The organism is Streptomyces sp. NPDC088730 (assembly GCF_044751215.1).
Taxonomy (GTDB): domain Bacteria; phylum Actinomycetota; class Actinomycetes; order Streptomycetales; family Streptomycetaceae; genus Streptomyces.
The window spans coordinates 676,072-696,065 of record NZ_JBIVLK010000003.1 but is presented as its reverse complement, the minus strand read 5'-3'; the positions used below and the strand labels follow the sequence as shown (position 1 = coordinate 696,065).

Sequence of the window (19,994 nt, the reverse complement as noted above, 5' to 3'; positions counted from 1 at the left end):
CCGCAGTGGTACGGGAGTTAACAACCTTCGGTTTGGTCCGATTTCGTACGGGAGCGTTGTGCCGCCGATGGGGGAGTGGTGCTGTTGCCGGGTTCCTTTGGGTGTTCTCTGCCGTGTAGGACACGGTTAAAGTGCTGGAGGAGGGGCTGAGGCGGAAGCGCGGAGCAGTAGCGATTGCGGCCGACGTCAAGGCGACGCCGACCGGAGCCGAACGGGGAACAGCGTGCCGACCGCAATAGCAGTGACCAGTGCCGACCTGGTCCTGCCGCCGACAGACCAGCAGACGCCGACGGCGGCCCTGCTCCAGTCGCCCGATGCGCAGACGATGGACCTGGCGATCGGCGACATGCACATGATGCTGGAGCGGCACGGGTACGTAATCGCTGTGTACCCGACAGGAATCGCACTCGCGCACGAACGGCGGCTGCACGCCGTCCGTTCGGTGCTGGAGAGCGACCGCATCGCCCTGCTCAAGGTGGATCTGCCGCCACTGGGTGTGGCCGTGCTGGTCAGGCAGTTACGGCAGCTGTCCGTCTGCGACTTCAGCCCCGGAGTGATCGCCTCCTCCGTGCGGCTTCTGTCCCACTACATCCATGCGGGCGCCCTGCTGAATTCGGTGACCAGGTTCGACCGTGTCCCCGTCAGCCTGAAGACCCACGCCCATTCCTGGGTGCCCGGCTCCCAGTTCGCCGTACTGGCGGGGCCGAACCCGCAGCTCATCAAGGTCGGCCCGGCGGCGGAGCCACTGGCCGGACCGCAGTTCGGAACCCATCTGGCTTTGGCCCAGGGGCAGTTGCAGTCCGATTGGGTGCGGCAGACCCTGGCGGCCGACTGGAAGGTGCAGGCGATTCAGGACGTGAAGCTTCCCGCTGAATCCCCCCGGTGGTGGGGAACCGGGAAGCTCATCGAATTTGCCGCCTACCTTCCGGATATCTCCGTCCTGTATCAACTCGTGTCCTCAGTAAGGCGCGTGACGTGTCACTGGTGCGGAATGGAGCTGATCGGTGATCGCTGCGGTTTCTGTTCCTCGCCCCTTCCCGCCACCGAGACCCGAATGCTGTCGTCCGGCGTCATGAGCCAAGGGGCGCCCGCACCGCCGCGGCCGTAGCAACCGCGGATTCCTCCGCCGCGGCTCCCCTCGCGGCCCGGACACCCGTCCGCGCCGCACACCCGGATCGGCCCGCCCGGCCCCGCCTTTCCCCGTCCGCCCCCACACATCCGACCCGAACGAGGTTGTCCGGCCCATGAACTCCCGACAGCGCCGTGGCGTGATACTCCTGCTGCTCTCGGTCCTGTGCGCCTTCGGCGCCTTCGCCGGCGTGCTCTCGGTGATCAGTGACGTGAACTCGAAGGTCGGACCCGAGGTCTCGGCCTACCGGCTGAAGAGCGACATCACCCCCTTCACCGGCCTGACTCCGGACAAGTTCGAGAAGGTGTCGATGCCGAAGCGGTGGCTCTCGGCCAACGCGGTCACCGACCTCTCGGACGTCAACGGCAAGATCGCCCTCACCACGCTCAAGAAGGGCTCGCTTCTCCAGTCCGACATGATGGAGGCGCAGCCCGCCCTGAAACCCGGTGAGCAGGAGATCGCGATCATGATCGACGCGGCCACCGGCGTCGCGGGGAAGATCACCTCCGGCGCCACGGTCAACGTCTACGCCACGTTCGCCGGCGAGCGCGAGGGCGAACCGGCACAGTCCAAGGTCATCGTCTCCAACGCCAGGGTCCTGGACGTGGGCAAGCTGACCCCCCTGGACCCGAGCCGCGACGGCAAGGGCAGCCAGGCCACCGAAGCGGTGCCGATCACCTTCGCGCTGAACACCCTCGACACCCAGCGCATCGCGTACGCGGAATCGTTCGCGCAGCACGTACGCCTCGCGCTCGTCGCGCCGGGCAGCGACAGCAAGATCCGTCCGGGCGACCGCACGTACACGCTCGACAAGGACAAGTGAGGATCGGATGACCACGAGGATCCTCCCGGCCGTCGGCGAAGCCGACGCGGCCAGATCCGTCACCACCCTGCTCAGCCAGCTCCCCGACGCCGAACCGGCGGCTCCGGTCGGTGACTCGACCCAGCTCATCGACACACTCGCCCGGCTCGCGGGCGAGTCGCTCGACGAGCTGCCCGAGGTGGTGCTGGTCCACGAGCGGATCGGACCGGTGCCGGCCCTGGAACTGATCCGGGAGGTGTCCCTGCGTTTCCCCGCCGTCGGGGTGGTGCTCATCACCGCCGACGCGAGCCCCAGCCTGTTCTCCGCGGCGATGGACTCCGGGGCGCGCGGACTGGTCACCCTGCCGCTGGGCTACGAGGAACTGATCAACCGGGTCCAGTCCGCCGCCCAGTGGTCCGTCGGCGTACGGCGGCACCTCGGCGTCGGCGGCGACGTCTTCACCGGTCCGGGCGGCACCGTCGTGACGGTCAGCGGTGCCAAGGGCGGCGTGGGGACCACCGTCGCGGCGGTGCAGCTCGCCCTCGCCGCCCAGGCCTCCGGACAGACCGTCGCGCTGGTCGACATGGACCTCCAGTCCGGGGACATCGCCTCTTACCTGGACGTCCAGTTCCGCCGCTCCATCGTCGACCTGGCGGCGATCAGCGACATCTCGCCGCGCGTCCTGGCCGACGCGGTGTTCAGCCACAGCACCGGAATCGCGCTGCTCCTCGCCCCCGGCGAGGGCGAGCGCGGCGAGGAGGTCAGCGACCGCGCGGCCCGGCAGATCGTCGGCGCACTGCGCTCGCGCTACGAGGTCCTGATCATCGACTGCGGCGCCCAGATGAGCGGTGCCAACGCCGCCGCCATCGAGATGGCCGACACCGCGCTGCTGGTCACCACCCCGGACGTGGTCGCGGTACGCGGGGCGAAGCGCATCGTACGGATGTGGGACCGGCTCCAGATCCGCAAGGCGGAGGAGACGACGACGGTCGTCAACCGCTTCAACCGCAACACCGAGATCCAGCCGGCGCTGATCCAGAAGATCACCGGGACCCGGCTCGCCGGAACGTCGGTCCCCGCCAATTTCAAGGAACTCCAGAGCGCCGTCGATGCCGGACGGATGCACGAACTCGACCAGAAGAGCGTGGTGAAGCAGGCGCTCTGGGCACTGGCGGGAGAGCTGGGCCTGGTGAAGCTCCCCGCCGCCCCGGCGGGCAGGGAGAAGAACCGGGCCGACCGCGGCTCGATCGGCCGTCCGCGCAGGCGGGGCGAGATCGCCGGCCGCGGCAGAACCGACTGAGGGGCGGGCGCATCCATGGCGATCACGCGGACAGCGGCGGCGGAGACCGGCACGGGCGGGGGCATAGGCAGGGGCGTAGGCAGGCGGACGGGAGGAGCCGCGTTCAGAGGCACGGGCAGTGGCGCGGGGACGGGAGGAGCCGCGTTCAGAGGCACGGGCAGTGGCGCGGGGACGGGAGAAGGCGCGGGCAGAGGTACAGGCTCAGGCAGGAGGCGCGGCCGTGGCCTCCGCCGCGACCGCGGGCAGACCGCGATCGAGTTCGTCGGCGTGACGCCTCTGATCATTCTGCTGCTCGTCCTGCTCTGGCAGTGCGCCCTGTACGGCTACACGTTCACCCTGGCGAGCAACGCGGCGGACATGGGCGCGCGGGCCGGGGGCGGATCGCAGGGGAACCGCGAAGCCGCCTGCCAGAGCGCGGCGAACGAGGACCTGCCCGGCGCCTGGCGGGGCGGCTCCATCGACTGCGGTGCGAGCGGCTCCGGCCTGTACCGGGCCAGGGTCCACCTGGACGTGCCCGTCCTGGTGCCCGGCGTACTCGACTGGGGGCCGACGGTCACCGGCGAAGCGGCTTCGGTGAAGGAGGGCTGAACGATGACCGGAACCGGGCGGGGACCCCGTCGTGAGCGCGGACAGGCCGCCATCGAGTACCTGGGCTTCATCCCGTTGCTGCTGCTGGTCGGCCTCTGCGCCATCCAGCTCGGTATCGCCGCGTACACCGTCAACCAGGCGGGCACCGCCGCACGCGTCGCCGCCCGCACGGCGGCCCAGGACGACCCGGCCGGGTCGCCCGAGCAGGCCGGCGCGAGCGCGATCAGCGGCTGGCTCGCGGACGGACTGAGCTGGGGATCGTCGAGCGGAGCCGACGAGGTCACGTACACCGCCCGCGTGGACATCCCCAGCGTCATCCCCGGCCTCGATTCCCTGGGGCAGGCCACCCGCAGCTCCACCATGCCCCGCGACTGAGCCCCGCACCGCACCACCAGCAAGCCGGACCGAGGAGTTGGCACCATGAGTCTGCGGGCACGCATCACCGCCCCCGAGGAACGCGGTGGAGGCCGGGAGGACGGCCACATGGTCGCCTCCTACCGGGCCAAGCTGCTGGAGGAGATCGACCTCGCGGAGATGTCCTCGCTGGCCGCCGCCGACCGGCGGGCCCGCCTGGAGCGCGTACTCGGCCACATCATCAGCCGCGAGGGCCCGGTCCTGTCGACCGTGGAGCGCTCGCAGCTGATCCGCCGGGTCGTCGACGAGGCCCTCGGCCTCGGCATCCTCGAACCGCTCCTGGAGGACGCGTCCATCACCGAGATCATGGTGAACGGGCCCGACCAGATCTTCGTGGAGCGCAGCGGCAAGGTCGAACAGCTCCCGATGCGCTTCGGCTCGCACGAACAGCTGATGCAGACCATCGAGCGCATCGTCTCCACCGTCAACCGCCGGGTGGACGAGTCGAATCCGATGGTCGACGCGCGCCTCCCCAGCGGGGAGCGCGTCAACGTGATCATCCCGCCGCTCTCCCTGACCGGCGCGACGCTCACCATCCGGCGGTTCCCCCGGTCCTTCACCCTCCCGGAGATGATCAGCTTCGGCTCGCTCGACGAGCAGATGCTGCTCCTGCTCTCGGGGCTCATCCAGGCCAAGCTCAACATCATCGTCTCCGGCGCCACCGGCACCGGGAAGACCACCCTCCTCAACGCGCTCTCCGGTCTCATCCCGAACAACGAGCGCATCGTCACCATCGAGGACTCCGCCGAACTCCAGCTCCAGCAGAACCACGTCATCCGGCTGGAGTCCCGGCCCGCGAACGTCGAGGGCAAGGGCCAGGTCACCATCCGCGACCTGGTCCGCAACTCCCTGCGCATGCGGCCCGACCGCATCATCGTCGGTGAGGTCCGCGGCGGCGAGTCCCTCGACATGCTCCAGGCGATGTCCACCGGCCACGACGGCTCCCTCGCCACCGTGCACGCCAACAGCGCGGAGGACGCGCTGATGCGCCTGCAGACGCTGGCCTCGATGTCCGAGATCAAGATCCCCTTCGAGGCGCTGCACGACCAGATCAACAGCGCCGTGGACGTGATCGTCCAGCTCACCCGGCACGCCGACGGCACCCGGAAGGTCACCGAGATCGCCGTGCTCGACTCGCACGGCCGGGACAACTACCGGATCGTCAGCGTGGCCCGCTTCGACGCCCGGCCCATGGGCGCCGACGGCCGGGTCCACGGCCGCTTCCAGTACCTCCCGCTGCCCCGGAGGGCCGCCGAGCGCCTCTACATGGCCGGCCAGCCCATCCCGCAGGCCTTCGGGGTCGCCACGTCCGAAGAACAGCTCGCCACCCGAGAGGCCAAGTAGGTACCGCGCCATGACCAATCTCGCCCTCATCACGATTGGCGTCACCCTCGTCTGCGGCGTACTCGGCGTCGTGGGTCTGCACGCGTACGCCGGCGGGAAGGCCGACCGCGACGCCCTCCTCGACCGCCTCTCGCACCCCGGCCGGCTGCCGTCCGCCGGACGCCACCGCCGCTTCCAGGGCGTCGACCGCCGGCTGCGCAGGACGGGTCTTGGCCGCAGGATCGAGCTGAAACTGACGGCCACCGGTCTGGACATCACGCCGGGCGAGTTCTTCGTCTACGCGCTGGTCGCCATGGCCGGGCTCTGGCTGGCCGCCTCCTCGGTGCTGGCCTCCTTCTTCGGCCCGGTGGCCGCCCTGATCGGCCTCTGGGGCACCAACGCCTTCCTGAACTGGCAGCGGACCAAGCGCACCGACCGCTTCATCAACCAGCTCCCCGAACTCTCCCGCATCCTCGCCAACGCCACCCAGGCCGGACTCGCCCTGCGCACCGCGCTCGCCATGGCGGCGGAGGAACTGGAGGACCCCGCGGGCGAGGAACTGGCCCGGGTCGTACGCCGGCTCGACGTGGGCGAATCGCTGGACGACGCCCTGAGCGAACTGACCGACCGGCTGCCGTCCCGCGAACTCGTCGTCCTGGTCACCACCCTCGTCCTGTCCAACCGGGCCGGCGGCATGGTCGTCAGCTCGCTGCGCAACCTCACCGAGACGCTGGAGGAGCGCAAGGAGACCCGGCGCGAGGTCAAGACCCAGCTCTCGCAGGTGACCGTCACGGCGTACGCCGTCCCGGGCTTCGGCTTCGCCGCCATGCTCCTGATGAACGCCGTGATGCCGGGCGCGCTGGACCGGATGACCGGGGCCCTGATCGGCCAGGTCGCGGTGGTCGTCGCGCTCATCCTGTACGCGATCGGATTCGTAGTGATCCGCCGCCTGTCCCGTATCGACGTCTGAGGGGAGGAGCGGACATGGACCTGTTGCTCGCACTCGTCGTGGGTCTCGCCGTGTACGGCGCGATCGCCGGAATCCGGATGTACCGGGCCGACGCCAAGCTCCCCGGCGACCTCGCCATCGCCCTGGAGGTCGGTTCCACCCGGACCGGCGCGGTCGGCTCCGTCATCGACCGGATGGGCATGCGGTGGGCCCCCGCGGTGCTCAGGATGATGGGCCCCAAGGCCGTCGGCAAGAAGCGCCGCCAGATCGACATGGCCGGCAACCCCGGCGGGCTCACCATCGACCGGTACGCCGCCCGCCGCGCCGTCTACGGGGTGCTCGGCGCGTTCGGCGCCCTGACGATGCTGATGCGCGGGCAGCTCTTCCTCGCCGTCCTGCTCGTCGCGTTCGGCGTCTTCTGGGTCGAGGTCGGCATCTGGTCGGCCGTCCGGGTCCGCAGGGACCACATCGAGCGCACGCTCCCCGACTTCCTGGACGTCCTCGCCGTCGTCGTCTCCGCGGGCCTCGGCTTCCGGCAGGCCCTGGAACGCGTCTCGGAGAAGTACGAAGGCCCCTGGGCCGACGAACTCCGCATCACCCTCCGCCAGATGGACATGGGCGTCAGCCGCCGCCAGGCCTTCGAGGAGCTCCGCAGGCGCAATGACTCGGAGCAGGTCGCGATGTTCGTGACGACACTCCAGCAGGGTGAGGAACTCGGAGCGCCGATCGTCGAGACGCTGATCCAGATCGCCAACGACATGCGCCGCACCGATGCCCAGAACGCCCGCCGCAAGGCGGCCAAGGCCGTCCCGAAGGCGACCTTCGCGGTGACCACCTTCCTGCTCCCCGGCACCCTGCTGCTCCTGACGGTCGGATTCGTGTACGGGGCCGACGTCGACTTCTCGTTCCTCGGCGGATGACCCGCATGACGAGGATGATGAGCAGCACGCGCAGGCGGAGGTGACAGGCCATGGCATTCCCACTCGGCGGCCCGCGGGCGGAACCGACGGACGACGTGCGCCACGCGCTCGCCAATCCGACCGCCCGACCGGCCTTCGCGATCCAGCTCAACGCCCTCCAGGCGATGTGCCGCCAGGTCTTCGGCTTCCGGCTCGCGATGATCGCCATGGCGACGCCGTTCGCCATCGACCGCACGGCACGGGGCCCGGCGACCTGGCTCATCGGCGCGGCCGTCGTCGTCACCTTCATGGGCTCCTACGTCCTCTTCCGGGACTGGGAGCGCTTCGGCCCGGTCTTCCTGCGCCACCGCTGGCTGATCGGTGTCGACGCCTGCTTCGGCGCACTGCTGCTGGTCACCGCCACACCGGAATCCACCCTGGCGTACGTCACGGTCTGCACACCGCTGCTCGCCGGGCTCGTCTACGGATGGCGGGGCTCCGCGGTCTTCACCGCACTCCAGACGGTGATCATCTTCGTCGTCTACGGCGCCGACCCGAAGCTGGACGGCAGTGAGGCGACCGCGCTCCTCCTCCCCGGATTCTGCGTGATCGCCGGGGCCGTCGGCGTCACCCTGCGCAATCTGCTGCTCCGCTTCGGCACCGCGAGCCAGGCCCTCACGGAGACCAGGGCCCGGCTCGCGGTCAGCGAGGCCGTCGTGACCGAACGCACCCGGCTGGCCCGCGAGATGCACGACTCGGTCGCCAAGACCCTGCACGGACTGGCCCTCGCCGCCGACGGCCTGGCCCACTCCTCGGACCGGATGGACCCCCTCACGGTCAAGCACCAGGCGGAACTGGTCGCCCGCTCCGCCCGCCGCGCCGTCGCCGAGTCACGGGAGCTCCTGTCCGACCTGCGCCGGGACCACGGACTGGACGGCGGGGTGGACATCGTGGCCGAACTCCGCTGCCGCGCCGCCGACTTCACCCGCCGCCACCACCTCACCGCCACCTTCAGGACCCTCCAGGAGACGCCGGTCCCGCCGGTGCCCCAGGCGGTCGGCCGCCATCTCCTCACCATCGCCTCCGAGGCGATGGAGAACGCACAGCGCCATGCCCACCCCTCCCACGTGGTCGTGCTGGCCGGCGTACAGGGCGACGTCCTGCGCGTCAGCGTGTACGACGACGGGCAGGGCCTCCCCGAGGGCACCACGCTCGACGACCTCCAACGGGCCGGCCACTTCGGCCTCGTCGGCATGGTCGAACGCGCCGCGTCCATCGGCGCCCGCATCCGCATCGGCAGGGGCGAGGCGGTCACCGGCACGGAGGTGCGCCTGGAGCTGCCACTGACGGCCCTGACCCGAGCACCGTCCGTACCGCAGCCACTGCGGCAGTCCGTACAGCAGCCCACCGCAAGCACCGCTCCCTGAGAGGAGGTCGCACCATGCCGGACGAGATCTCGCACGCCGCCGGCCGGAACTGGGAAGCGCGGCACCACGCCTCCCAGCACACGTCCTCGCATGCCACGCCCATCAATTCGGAATCCAGCTCCCCGGGTTTCCCCGCCCCGCAGCAGACCGCGCCCCCCGTCCCCCTGCCCGCCTTCCCGCCCGCCTCCGGCCCGCTGCGGGTCGTGGTGGCCGACGACAACCCGGTGGTCCGGGCGGGCCTCGGCGCCCTGCTCTCCGGCCGCGAGGACATAGAGGTCGCGGCGGAGACGGCGGACGGCCGCCAGGCCTACGAGGCGGCGCTGCGCCACCGTCCCGACGTCGTCCTGCTCGACGTCCGGATGCCCGGCGTGGACGGCATATCCGCCCTGCCCCACCTGGTGCGGGTCGCCCCCGTGATGATGCTGACCTACAGCCGCGAGAGCACGATCGTCCACGAGGCGCTGCGCCTGGGCGCGAGCGGCTACCTGGTCCACGGCGAGTTCACGGCGGACCAGCTCGTACAGGCGGTACGCGACACCAGGAGCGGCCGCGCGCACTTCACCGCCACGGCGGCGGACGCGCTGCTCGCCCACGTGCGCCAGGACCCCGGACCGCCGGGCGCCCCGCTCCCGGAGGGCCTCGGATCGGCCCTGACCACGGGCGTTCCCTACCAGGTGCCCGGTTACGAGGTCCGGCCCCCCGGCCCTGGTGCGTATGCACACGTCCCCCCGCCCGGAACGCCCGCGCCGATGCCGCCACCTGCGATTCGCCCTGTACAGCCACCGCAGGGTCTTTCGCATGTGCAATTAAGTATGGGACAGTCTTCAATGACCGGGGGGCGGGGCGCTGCCTCTAACGGGCTCCAGTACGGGCTGAGTTCGAGGGAGGTGGAGGTCATGGACCTGATCGCTTCGGGAATGAGCAACCAGCAAATCGCCGCCACCTGCTTCATCAGCGAGAAGACCGTGAAGAACCACATCAACCGGATCTTCACCAAGCTGCACAGCGCCAGCCGGAGCGAGGCAATAGCCCGCTGGCTCGGCACGGCCCCCACCCCGGGCCCCGGCGGACAAGGGGGCAGGTAGCCGTGCCGGGGCGGAACGGGACGCGCGGGGCCCGGTTGGGTGATTGGGCCCGGGAATGGGTCCTGGGACCCTCTGGCGGACAGGGTGTTCCGCCGTATGTTTCTCCCGTCACTCACGGGACCGGCCGGGACGAGGCCGGCAACGGGAGCGACAGCGAAGGAACGCGCGAGCCCGCCGGCAATCGGTCGGCCGAATCCGGAGGGGACCACCATGTCGAACATCACCCTGAAGACCGCCGCCCGCGTCAACGGCTGGGCCAGCACCGCGGTATCGCGGATCCAGAAGCGCTACGAGACCGCGGACCGGGGCCAGACGGCGTTCGAGTACCTCGGCATCATTCTGGTGGTCGTCGCGATTATCGGGGGCATGGTGGCTTCGGGGATCGGCGCGGCGATCACCGCGCGTATCACCGGGCTGGTGAATTCGATCACCGCTGGCTCGTGATCCCGGATCGCCGCGGCGATCGAGGGCAGGCCTTCCCCATCTACATCGTGATGGTGGCGGGTCTGCTCTTTCTCGCGTTTGCCTTCTTCGCAGTCGGCCAGGCGTCAGCAGCACGCAATGGCGCCCAGGGTGCCGCCGACGCGGCTGCACTCGCGGCCGCTCAGGAGGCGCGCGATGCTATGAAGTTGCCGTTCCTCCAAGCCCTTGGTGAGCCTGACGGTCTCAATGACTTCCTGAGCGGATCTCAGAACCCGGGATTGGGGCGTGAGGAAGCCGATCGGCTGGCAGCCGAGAACCGTTCGGACGTGACCGGCTTCTACTGGCAGCAGGGGTTCTGGCAGGACAGGGTCACTGCCAGGGTCAAGACGCGGTACACCGTCGGGACCTCGGTGATCCCGTCGACCAAGGACCGGCATGCCACGGCATCGGCGACGGCGGTAGTCGAGTTCCGGTGCAGTCTGGAGACCGCGCCCGAGCCGACCAGCCCCCGACAGGGTGAGGGCGACGAAGAAAACAAGGACGGCTCGAAGGACACACCCGGACCGTTCGAGTTCACTTGCGATGGACGCCCCGTCATCATCGACCTGAGTAGCAGCGACCCGTTGGCCGATCTGAGCAAGTTGATCTTTGCCGTGCACCTGATCGACGACTGACGTTGAATGACCAGTAGAGGAATCAGAATCCATGAGCATTCTGCGCACTGCGAAGTCCCGAAGGGTAGTGTCGGCTGCCGCGTTGGCGGCTGCCCTGGCCCTCGTTGTCACTGGTTGCGGTGGTGATGACGGCGGGAACGCGAAGGATCCCGGAGCGTCGTCGTCCTCGAAGCCTTCCGGAGGGGACACCAGTAACGACAAGGGTGCGGAGGAAGACACCGCTGCCGGTGACCCGGTGGATCAGGATGCGAATCTGGCTCAGGTCAATGGGCGTGACGGGCTGACTCTCATTGTCAACGAGGTCAAGCGCGACAGTGGCGGTTTCGTCACCGTGAGTGCGGTCATCAAGAATGGCGGTGACGGCATTCGGAGCGGCGGCCAGTGGGCAGGCACCGAAAGCACCATCCTGGCTCAGAATCCGAACTCGGTCGCCGGTGCGACGCTTGTGGACAAGGTGGGGAAGAAGCGATACTACATTCTCCGTGACACGGATGGCCGGTGCCTCTGCACAACTGGGCTGAGCGCCATTCAGCCCGGCAAGTCGGTCTCCGTCTTCATGCAGTTTCCGGCTCCCCCGGAAACCACGACTGAAGTCGACTTCACCCTCCCGACGTTCGCCACGGCTTCGCTGAAGATCTCTGGGTGACGGCCGATATGAACAGAATCCGCGCACGACACAGGCCCGCCCACACCGCAGGCCGGGCCCTTGTGGCGGCTGCACTGCTTGCCGGCACCTCGGTCTTCGGCGCGACAACTGTCTCGGCCGACGACGGCCCAAGCGTCCCGCCCGGTACGGAGGCCTCGTCCGAGCCGCCCGTCAAGCTCGACGGCGACGACCCGGACCTCAGGATGCCTGATGGCGGCACTCTCGCCCCTGGCAAGGTGCTCGACATCATCCAGGTGGTCGAGGACCAGGGCGGCGAGGAGCGCCGTGAGGACACGAACGCGGACATCAAGTTTGCCCTCCAGGCCGAGGTTCTGTTCAGCAAGGACAGCGCGAAGCTGAGCGCCGAGGCCAACTCGCGTATCGCCGGGATTGCCGCCGAGGCCAAGAAGCAGAACGCCACCAAGGTGCGGGTATTCGGCTTCACGGACAACCTCGGCTCCTCCGCCCACGGAGACGTGCTGTCGAAGCAGCGGGCCGAGGCGGTGAACAAGGTGTTGTCCGTCGAGCTCGACGCGACCGTCACCTTCGAGATCCGCGGCTACGGCGAGCAGTACCCGATCGCTGACAACAGCACGGAGGAAGGCCGGAAGAAGAACCGCCGCGTCGAGGTCTCCTTCCCACGCGGAGGCTCTTCCTGATCCGGCTGCCGGACCGGACGACTCGCCGGCTCCCATGTGCCCTGGCCGGATCTCAGGGGGATGGCAAAGTAGCGGCAGACATGCCGTAGTTCCGGGAATGCCCGATCAGGCGGTTTGCTCGTTCGGGTGGCCCGAACCTCGGGTTCGGGCCACCCGGGCAACGGTCATCGACTTGTCAGGCGATGTTGCCCCACGTGAAGCCGCGCTTCGATTCCGACGTGCCGGCCACCCACCCGCGGCCCCCGCTCCGTCCTGGACACCCCCGTGCCCCAGGACGGACCGGGCAGGCCCGCTGACCCGGTCAGCGCTTTATGCCCACGCCCGCGAGCAGGCCGATCTCGGCGTCCGCGGGCTCCGTGCCGTCGGCGGGTGCGGCGGGCCGCCAGCGGTGGCAGCAGCAGAGGCCGGGCTCGATCACGTCGAGCCCGTCGAAGAAGCGGCCGATGTCCTTGCGGGGACGGAACCGCACGGGGGTACCGGAGTTGGTGTAGACCTCCGCGACCTTGTTCCAGGTGACGGGGTCGAAGTCGGGCGTGCAGTGGTTCATGGCGAGCGCGCTGCCGGCCGGCAGTGAACTGAGCAGCCGGCGGACGATGTCGTACGGGTCGTTCGGCTCGGTGATGAAGTGCATGAGCGCGTTGAGGGAGAGGGCGATGGGCTGCTCGAAGTCCAGGACCTCCGACTCCCGCACGGCGTCCATCAGCGCGTCGGGGTCCTTGACGTTGGCCTCGATGTAGGTGGTGCGCCCCTGCGTCGTGCTGCGCATGAGGCGCTCCGCGTACTTGAGGACGAGGGGGTCGTTGTCCGCGTAGACGACGCGCGCCTCGGGCACCACCGACTGGGCGACCTGGTGCAGGTTGGGCTCGGTCGGGATGCCGGTACCGATGTCGAGCCACTGGCGGATGCCGTGCTCCTGCGCCAGGACGCGGGTGGCGCGGTGCATGAACGCCCGGTTCTCGCGGGCGGTCACGAAGAGGCCGGGGTGGGCCTCCGCGGCGACCAGGGCCGCCTTCTTGTCTATCTCGAAGTGGTCCTTGCCACCGAGGAAGTAGTCGTACATCCGGGCCGAGTGCGGCCTGCTCGTGTCGAGGTCCCGGCCGGCCTGCCTGGTGGTCATGTTCTCCCCTTCGTACGTGTATCTGTCAGCCCGCAGGCCAGGGACGGGACCGGTGTCGCCGTCCCTTCCGTCCGCCATCGGTTCACCCGGCGGCCAAGTGATCGGCCAGGCCTTCCTTGACCCCGCGGACGAACGCGGCGATCTCCTCGGGCGCGTAGATCAGCGCCGGTCCGGCCGGGTCGGTCGACTGCCGTACGGCCACCCGGCCGTCGGCGAGCTTCTTCGTCTCGACGCACTGACCGCCGTTCGGCCCGCTCCAGGGACGCTCCCAGCCCTGTTCCCCGAGGTCCTGGGCGGACATTCCGTTGTAGACGCACTTGTCGGTGATCGTCACGAGTACTCCTTGCGCATGCGGTTCAAGAGCGCTCTGCTGTCCTCGGACGACGTCAGCAGCGCCATACGGGAATGCGCCTCAAGATGGGCGACGACGTCCACCCGCTGGTCCAGGTAGACGGAGGCGGACAGGATTTCGCTGTAGACGATGTCCGGCAGCTCGGGTTCGGCGAACCGGAAGTACGTGAACGGGGCACACGCTCCGACGTGCGCACCCGCGTCGAACGACACGACGTCGACGCTGACATGAGGGAGTTCGGAGACGTCCAGGAGCCGTTCGATCTGCTCCCGCATCACATCGGAGCTGCCCACCGTGCGGTGCAGAACGGCCTCCTCCATGACCACCCACAGGGTGGGGGAGTCCTCCCGCTCAAGCAGGCTCTGGCGGCGCAGCCGCAGCTCGACGCGGCGGGTCAGCTCCTCGTCGCTGCCGTTGGGCAACCCGCCGCGCAGTACCGCGCGGGCGTAGTCGTGGGTCTGCAGCAGGCCGGTCACATACTGGGGTTCATACGTGCGCAGGGTCTGGGCGCCGGTTTCCAGGCTGACGTATGCGGTGAACCAGCTGGGCACGGCGTCGCGGTAGGAGTGCCACCAGCCGGGCTCGTTGGCCTGCTCGGCCAGGTCGACGAACTCGTCTATCTCCTGGCGGTCCGCGCCGAAGGTCTCCAGGAGCTTCTCCACGTAGAGAGGCTTCAGCGCGACCTCGGCCTTTTCCAGCCGGCGGATCGTCAGGGGTGTCACACGCAGTGCCTTTGCCGCGTCCTCCAGCGAGGCACCGGCCGCGAGCCGCATGTCCTGCAGCCGGCGTCCGAGGATCATGCGCAGGACTGTCGGCGCGCTGGTGCCGGATCGGCTTTCGCTCACGCCCAACCTCCTGAGGCTTCATCAACAACACCATTCTTACAGTGGCTTGATGACGACGCCAGAGTGATAACCGCGCTGCTGAAATTATCAGGGAGTCGGTTGCAGCGTGAGTGCTATCACGCGATAGTTGGCGTGTGAGTGGTCACGTCGCAGCTCTGGCACAGCATCCGGTCCGGAGGGGACACGTGATGCCGGTTCCGCAGTCGTCGGCACCCCACCGTGGGGGGCCCGCCTCGGCCCCTCACCGCGGAGGCCCTGCCGCCGCACCCGCCTCTCACTCCTCGGGCCGCGGCCCGCACCCCCATACCGCGCCTGCCCCCCCCGGAAGGCACTGGAAGGCGACATCCGTGACTCTGCCCACCTCCTCGGCCCCCGCCCCGCCCGGGACCTCTGTCTTAGCCGCGACGGGGCCCTGTCGGGAGTACTGGTTCGGCCTGCCCGCCCTGCGCACCAGCGCGAGATCCGCCCGCGACACCGTGCGGGACCGGCTCCGCGCCTGGAAGGTGCCGGGCGACACGTGCTGCGACGCGGTGCTGCTCGTCTCCGAGCTGACCACCAATGCCGTACTGCACACCGAGAGCGGCCATGTCCTGTGCGGCCTCACCCTGACCGGCGACGAGCGGCGCCTGCGCATCGAACTCCACGACGAGGGCCGCACCCCGGTCCGCCCGCCCGGTCACCTGGCAGGACCGGACGAGGAGAGCGGACGAGGACTGCTCCTCGTACGGCAACTCGCCGACCGCTGGGGCTCCGCACGCTCGGCGCACGCCGAAGGCAAGGTCGTCTGGGCGGAGTTGGCGGCCAACCCCTGATGCCACGGATGTCGACACAGCACGGCCCCGCTACGCCCCCCTGTGCGCGGCGAGGAATCCCCGTTCCTCGATGCATCGACAGAAGGCACTCATGACCCCCCACGGTGAGACCGCGACTCCTGTAGTGCTGTACGTGTGCGCCGACCGGGCCCCCCGCGTCCCCGGCGCGGCCACGCAGCGCGCCCGGACGGAGGGCCACGCCTTCGCCCAGGAGCGCGGGCTGACGATCTCCGAGGTCGTCACCGACCCCTACGGTGAGCCCGACCCGGCCCAGCGCACGGGGTGGCGGCGGGTGAGACAACTGGTGCGAACCGGCCATGTCACCGAGGTGCTCGTCCGCTGGCCCAGCGCCATCGCCCCGGAGTCCGCACCCGAACTGCGCCGCCGCGAAACCGCCTGGCTGCAGGACCGGGGCGTGCGCGTCCGCTACACCTGGGCGCCCTTGTCGTCGTTGAAGAGCGATGAGTCGTCGAAGAGCGATGAGGCCCGCTGACCCGCGTCGTTGTCGCGCTGCGGCTGCGGCTGCCGCTGCCCGTTGCGGCGCTGCTCATGACGCGCTGCTCATGACGCGCTGGCCGTGACGCGCTGCCACTGCCGGTGAGGTGCGGCCGTTGACACGCTGCCGCGAGGGCTCAGGAAGCCGTCGCGGCGCGGTCGGACTCGCTGCGCAGCACGCAGAACTCATTGCCCTCAGGGTCGGCGAGGACGGCCCAGCCCGCACCGCCGGGTTCCCTGCGGTCGGTGACCAGGGTGGCTCCCAGCGCCAGCAGCCGCTCGGTCTCCTCCTCGCGCGAGGTCGTCGGGCGCAGGCACAGGTGGATCCGGTTCTTGGCCGTCTTCGGTTCCGGCACCTGGTTGAAGTGCAGCAGCGGGCCCTCCGGGAGCATCACCTGGATCTCCCGGTCGCCCGGTCCGTCCTGCGGGTGCAGCGGACTGCCGGTCACCTCACTCCAGAAACAAGCCAGTTCATAGGCGTCCGAGCAGTCGATCGCGACGTTCTGCACTACCGAGACCATGCCCCCAGCCTGCCTGAGCGCGGCCCGGTCCGCCAGCGATGGCAGGCGCGTTGACAGGTGCCCCGGAGATACGTGTAATGGACGCGGTGTCGCGTGACGCCGGCCAAAGAGCAGTGGGCCGGCCGGTGATCGGGCGAGCACCCTTCTCACAGGGGTCCGTTATGAGTTCACACTCCGCGCCCCGCACCTGATCGAACGCCACCGCACCCCGTCGCCCTCTTCCGGGCGGCAGAGGCTGTGCGGTCGCTTCGTCCTGGGCACGTCACCACACCACACGCCATGACCGCGGACACCGCGGAATCACTGAAGCTCCGGAGACACGCATCCGTATGCCCACGTCTTTCAATGAAACGATCATCGAGGAGTTCCGCGCCAACGGGGGCAAGGTCGGTGGCCCCTTCGAAGGCGGCGACCTGCTGCTCCTGACCACCACCGGCGCCAGGTCGGGGACCGAGCGGACCACCCCACTCGGCTTCGTCCGCCACGGTGAGCTGATCCTGCTCATCGGCTCCAACCTGGGCGCGCCGAGCCACCCCGGCTGGTACCACAACCTGCTCGCCCACCCGGTGGTCCGGGTGGAGCTCGGGACCAGCACCTTCCAGGCCCTCGCCGTCCCCGCAGAGGGGGAGCGGCGCGACGAACTGTTCGCGCACGCGGTGAGGTGCGCCCCCGGGTACGAGGACTACCGGGCCAAGACGGAGCGGGTGCTGCCCGTCGTCGTGCTGGAGCGCGCCGATCCCGACGGGTGGCGGCCCGGCGAGGTCCGTACCCTGGCCGACAAGGTCATGGAGGTCCATACCTGGCTGCGCGGCCAGTTGCGGCAGGTGTCGGCGGAGGCGGATGCCCACTTCGCCCTGCGCGCGGACCCTCGCGGACCGGGCGAGCCGCCGGCGCCGGGCCTCGGGCTGCAGATCAGGCAGCGCTGCCTGGCGTTCTGCCAGGCCCTTGAGTTCCACCACACCAGCGAGGACGGGCACCTGTTCCCCGGCATCGCGCGGTATCACCACGATCTGGCGGACACCTTCGCCCGGCTGGACGAAGAGCACCGCGCCGTCGCACGGATCCAGTCGGCGCTCGCGGAGCTGCTCGCCGGTATCGCGATCGCGGAACCGGACAGGTTCAGGGCCGAGTTGGCGCGGATGTCGGCGGAGCTGAACGCGCACCTCGACCACGAGGAGGAGACGATCGTCCCCCTCCTGGCCGACGTGCCCTGGCCGCCCGCCCCTCCCGCGGAGGCGGCCACCGGCCCGAGCTGATGTGAGCCGGGGCGGCGGCTCAGTCCGTCGTCGTCGTGTGCCCGCCGCCGCACGGGCGGCGTGCACACGACGACAACGATCTCCGGCGAGGACGGCCGTCCCGTCCGGCTGAACGTTGCGTACGCGACGAGGCCGGGCAGGCCGGTTGCCTGCGCGAGCTGCTGGAGGCCTTCGAGGCCGCGGGCCCCGCCCGGGTCAGGGCCGCACAGCCGGCCGGGATCGACGACTTCGCCTTCGTCGGCCGCGGCGACCGGATCCTCGCCGCCCCCAACCAGACCGGCGAGGTCGCCCGGACCGAGCCCGACGGCAGCCACACCATCGTGCTCGGTCCCGGGGACGGGCCGCAGAACCCCACAGCCGTCGCCGTACGCCGCGACACCGCGTACGTGACCTCGGCCGTCCATCTCACCGGACAGGACCCCAACCTGCTCACCGCCCGTATCCGCGACCACCACTGACGACCTCGTCGCGACCGGGTACCGGAGTAACAGCGGTAAACGGGAGCAGAAGAGGATAGGCAGCACAGGGCGTCTCCCGCGTCCCCCCGCCTCCGCGCGGCGGGAGGCGCCCCGGCTGTGCCGCCCGTCCTCCTACGTCCTCCGGAGACCCATCCGTGTTCAGCAAGACCGGCGACACCGCCACCGGGGCGCCGCCCCGGGCCACCGGGCTTCCCGGGCCCGCGCGGCGCTGGTCCGTCGCGCTGCGACGGACGCCCGTCTCCCTGTGGAACGACGACCTCTCGGACTGGGCGGCGGCCCTGACGTACTACGCCATCCTCGCGCTGCTCCCGGCGCTCCTGGTGACGGTCTCCGTGATCGGACTGGCCAACCCCCGGGCCACCGACGCGCTGATCGCGGACATAACGGCCTTCGCGCCGGCGGAGTCCGGCGCCGCGCTGCGCCAGCCGCTCGTGGCGGCCACGCAGCAGCGGACGGCGGTGTGGTTGCTGGTCGCGACCGGGACCCTCAGCGCGGTCTGGTCCGCGTCCAGCTACCTGGCCGTGTTCCGGCGGGCGCTGCACGCGATGCACGGAGTACCGGACACCCGGCCCGCCCTGCGCAAGGCGCACATCATCGTGGCGACGGCGGTCGGGCTGCTGCTGCTCCTGATGGCCAGTGCGTTCGCGCTCGTGCTCTCCGGACCGCTGGCCCGCTGGCTCGGGCACTGGATCGGTCTGGCGCATCTGGGGGACGCGGTGTGGACGGTACTGAAGTGGCCCGTGCTGCTCTGCCTGGTCGCCTGTCTGATCACGGTGCTCTTCCGGACCGGTCCTGCGTCGGCGCGCGGATCGCGCCGGGCACTGCCGGGAGGTGTACTGGCGGCACTCCTGTGGCTGGTGGCCTCGGCGGGATTCGCGCTGTACGCGACGTACATCGGCTCCTACAGCAGGCTGTACGGGTCGCTGGCCGGGCTGGTGGTGTTCCTGATCTGGGTGTGGTTCACCAACCTGGCGCTGTTGACGGGCGCCCAGTTCAACGTGGAGCTGAACCGGGTGGCGCGCGCCGGCACCCGCCCCCGGACCGACGGCCACGACGAGGCCGAGGACGCCGCCGGGGGCAAAGACACGACCCAGGACCCGCAGGACCCTTAGGACCCCCGGGCCCCCAGGACCCCCGGGCCCCCAGGACCCCCGGGCCCCCAGGACCCCCGGGCCCCCAGGACCCCCGGGCCCCCAGGACCCTTAGGACCCCGTGGTGCCGTCGACGATCTCCCGGATGATGTCGAGGTGGCCGTTGTGCCGGGCGGTCTCCTCGATGAGGTGCAGCAGGATCCAGCGCAGATCGGGGTGTTGGCCGTCGGACCGCGGACGCTTGGCCCGGGTGTCCAGGTCATGGGCGGCGACCAGCTCGCGGTAGCGGGCGGACTGCTCCTCGTACTCCGCCAGCACGACGGCGAGCGGCATGTCCACGGCGATGCGCATCTCGCGGTCGGGATCCTCGTCGGTCCACGGGCCCTCGTCCTTCCCGCCGAGGAAGTCGATCTCGAACCAGGCGTACTCGACCCAGCGCAGGTGGTTGACCACACCCGCGATTGTCATCAGCGGCGAACCCGGCAGCGGCGCCTTGCAGGCGTCCTCCTGCGTGAGGCCCTCGCACTTGGCCAGTGCGGTCGCTCGTGCGTAGTCGAGGAAGGTGGTCAGCTGGGTGCGCTCGTCCCAGGCGGAAGGTGCATCAGTGCGTGTCATCGCGGTACACCCTGACGGCTCACCGGCGGACTGTCCACCGCTTAAGACCTGGCCGGTGTTCTCACGTACCGGCCGGTGTTCTCACGTACCGGC

At 69.9% G+C, this 19,994-nt stretch carries 24 protein-coding genes; 19 read left to right on the top strand and 5 right to left on the bottom strand.

All coding sequences use genetic code 11. The features are described 5' to 3' along the window. The first annotated feature begins 241 nt into the window (after positions 1–241). The 14 genes from ACIP89_RS14975 (at position 242) to ACIP89_RS14910 (ending at position 12,318) form a co-directional block, all read left to right on the top strand. Positions 242–1,108 (top strand): hypothetical protein, encoded by an 867-nt coding sequence (locus ACIP89_RS14975; RefSeq protein WP_401920993.1) that lies wholly within the window; start codon positions 242–244, stop codon positions 1,106–1,108. A gap of 136 nt (positions 1,109–1,244) precedes the next feature. Continuing rightward, positions 1,245–1,952: a Flp pilus assembly protein CpaB gene (cpaB, locus tag ACIP89_RS14970; protein ID WP_401920992.1), complete on the top strand. Its 708-nt coding sequence runs from the start codon at positions 1,245–1,247 to the stop codon at positions 1,950–1,952. 7 nt (positions 1,953–1,959) lie between these two features. Then, complete coding sequence (locus ACIP89_RS14965; RefSeq protein ID WP_401920990.1) at positions 1,960–3,231, top strand: CpaE family protein; 1,272 nt, start codon at positions 1,960–1,962, stop codon at positions 3,229–3,231. Positions 3,232–3,483: 252 nt separating this feature from the next. Continuing rightward, on the top strand, positions 3,484–3,819 hold the full coding sequence (locus ACIP89_RS14960) for a TadE/TadG family type IV pilus assembly protein (protein WP_401921095.1): 336 nt from the start codon (positions 3,484–3,486) through the stop codon (positions 3,817–3,819). Positions 3,820–3,822: 3 nt separating this feature from the next. Beyond that, positions 3,823–4,194, top strand: a complete 372-nt coding sequence (locus ACIP89_RS14955) for a TadE/TadG family type IV pilus assembly protein (protein WP_402115176.1) — start codon at positions 3,823–3,825, stop codon at positions 4,192–4,194. 45 nt (positions 4,195–4,239) lie between these two features. Further along, the gene (locus ACIP89_RS14950; protein ID WP_401920987.1) at positions 4,240–5,577 is read left to right on the top strand and encodes a CpaF family protein; all 1,338 of its coding nucleotides are present in this window, start codon (positions 4,240–4,242) and stop codon (positions 5,575–5,577) included. A 10-nt stretch (positions 5,578–5,587) separates the two neighbouring features. After that, entirely contained in the window at positions 5,588–6,526 is a 939-nt protein-coding gene (locus ACIP89_RS14945; RefSeq protein WP_402115174.1) for a type II secretion system F family protein, read from the top strand. A gap of 14 nt (positions 6,527–6,540) precedes the next feature. After that, positions 6,541–7,425, top strand: coding sequence for a DUF5936 domain-containing protein (locus tag ACIP89_RS14940; RefSeq protein ID WP_401920985.1), 885 nt, complete (start codon positions 6,541–6,543; stop codon positions 7,423–7,425). A 50-nt stretch (positions 7,426–7,475) separates the two neighbouring features. Continuing rightward, complete coding sequence (locus tag ACIP89_RS14935; protein WP_402115172.1) at positions 7,476–8,831, top strand: sensor histidine kinase; 1,356 nt, start codon at positions 7,476–7,478, stop codon at positions 8,829–8,831. 14 nt (positions 8,832–8,845) lie between these two features. Next, positions 8,846–9,916, top strand: a complete 1,071-nt coding sequence (locus tag ACIP89_RS14930) for a response regulator (protein ID WP_402115170.1) — start codon at positions 8,846–8,848, stop codon at positions 9,914–9,916. Between the two features lie 210 nt (positions 9,917–10,126). Next, a complete protein-coding gene (locus ACIP89_RS14925; RefSeq protein ID WP_402115168.1) occupies positions 10,127–10,360 on the top strand; it encodes a hypothetical protein in 234 nt (77 codons plus the stop codon). After that, positions 10,357–11,013, top strand: a complete 657-nt coding sequence (locus ACIP89_RS14920) for a pilus assembly protein TadG-related protein (protein ID WP_402115166.1) — start codon at positions 10,357–10,359, stop codon at positions 11,011–11,013. Before ACIP89_RS14925 ends, ACIP89_RS14920 begins: the two co-directional genes overlap by 4 nt. Positions 11,014–11,044: 31 nt before the next feature. Then, a complete protein-coding gene (locus tag ACIP89_RS14915; RefSeq protein WP_402115164.1) occupies positions 11,045–11,659 on the top strand; it encodes a hypothetical protein in 615 nt (204 codons plus the stop codon). A gap of 8 nt (positions 11,660–11,667) precedes the next feature. Beyond that, positions 11,668–12,318 (top strand): OmpA family protein, encoded by a 651-nt coding sequence (locus ACIP89_RS14910; RefSeq protein WP_402115228.1) that lies wholly within the window; start codon positions 11,668–11,670, stop codon positions 12,316–12,318. 301 nt (positions 12,319–12,619) lie between these two features. On the opposite strand, the gene ACIP89_RS14905 is transcribed toward ACIP89_RS14910, so the two are convergent. The 3 genes from ACIP89_RS14905 to ACIP89_RS14895 form a co-directional block, all read right to left on the bottom strand. Beyond that, entirely contained in the window at positions 12,620–13,435 is an 816-nt protein-coding gene (locus ACIP89_RS14905) for an SAM-dependent methyltransferase (protein ID WP_401920977.1), read from the bottom strand. A gap of 82 nt (positions 13,436–13,517) precedes the next feature. Next, on the bottom strand, positions 13,518–13,769 hold the full coding sequence (locus tag ACIP89_RS14900; protein ID WP_401920976.1) for a DUF397 domain-containing protein: 252 nt from the start codon (positions 13,767–13,769) through the stop codon (positions 13,518–13,520). Beyond that, positions 13,766–14,632, bottom strand: a complete 867-nt coding sequence (locus ACIP89_RS14895) for a helix-turn-helix domain-containing protein (protein WP_401929611.1) — start codon at positions 14,630–14,632, stop codon at positions 13,766–13,768. Before ACIP89_RS14895 ends, ACIP89_RS14900 begins: the two co-directional genes overlap by 4 nt. 347 nt (positions 14,633–14,979) lie before the next feature. Between ACIP89_RS14895 and ACIP89_RS14890 the strand changes: the two genes are divergently transcribed. Together ACIP89_RS14890 and ACIP89_RS14885 are read left to right on the top strand one after the other, a co-directional pair. Next, positions 14,980–15,444 (top strand): ATP-binding protein, encoded by a 465-nt coding sequence (locus ACIP89_RS14890; protein WP_401920972.1) that lies wholly within the window; start codon positions 14,980–14,982, stop codon positions 15,442–15,444. 91 nt (positions 15,445–15,535) lie between these two features. Further along, entirely contained in the window at positions 15,536–15,937 is a 402-nt protein-coding gene (locus ACIP89_RS14885; RefSeq protein WP_402115161.1) for a hypothetical protein, read from the top strand. Positions 15,938–16,076: 139 nt separating this feature from the next. On the opposite strand, the gene ACIP89_RS14880 is transcribed toward ACIP89_RS14885, so the two are convergent. Next, positions 16,077–16,460 carry a VOC family protein gene (locus ACIP89_RS14880; protein WP_402115158.1) on the bottom strand — a complete coding sequence of 128 codons (384 nt, stop codon included), beginning with the start codon at positions 16,458–16,460 and terminating at the stop codon, positions 16,077–16,079. A 329-nt stretch (positions 16,461–16,789) separates the two neighbouring features. Here ACIP89_RS14880 and ACIP89_RS14875 point away from each other — a divergent pair, with 329 nt between their 5' ends. The 3 genes from ACIP89_RS14875 to ACIP89_RS14865 all read left to right on the top strand — a co-directional run bounded on the left by ACIP89_RS14875 (position 16,790) and on the right by ACIP89_RS14865 (position 19,307). Further along, positions 16,790–17,716: a nitroreductase/quinone reductase family protein gene (locus tag ACIP89_RS14875; protein ID WP_402115156.1), complete on the top strand. Its 927-nt coding sequence runs from the start codon at positions 16,790–16,792 to the stop codon at positions 17,714–17,716. A gap of 35 nt (positions 17,717–17,751) precedes the next feature. Then, a complete protein-coding gene (locus ACIP89_RS14870; RefSeq protein WP_402115154.1) occupies positions 17,752–18,174 on the top strand; it encodes a hypothetical protein in 423 nt (140 codons plus the stop codon). Positions 18,175–18,329: 155 nt separating this feature from the next. After that, positions 18,330–19,307: a YihY/virulence factor BrkB family protein gene (locus tag ACIP89_RS14865; RefSeq protein WP_402115151.1), complete on the top strand. Its 978-nt coding sequence runs from the start codon at positions 18,330–18,332 to the stop codon at positions 19,305–19,307. Positions 19,308–19,397: 90 nt separating this feature from the next. On the opposite strand, the gene ACIP89_RS14860 is transcribed toward ACIP89_RS14865, so the two are convergent. Further along, complete coding sequence (locus tag ACIP89_RS14860) at positions 19,398–19,901, bottom strand: DinB family protein (RefSeq protein ID WP_401920966.1); 504 nt, start codon at positions 19,899–19,901, stop codon at positions 19,398–19,400. Positions 19,902–19,994: the final 93 nt, after the last annotated feature.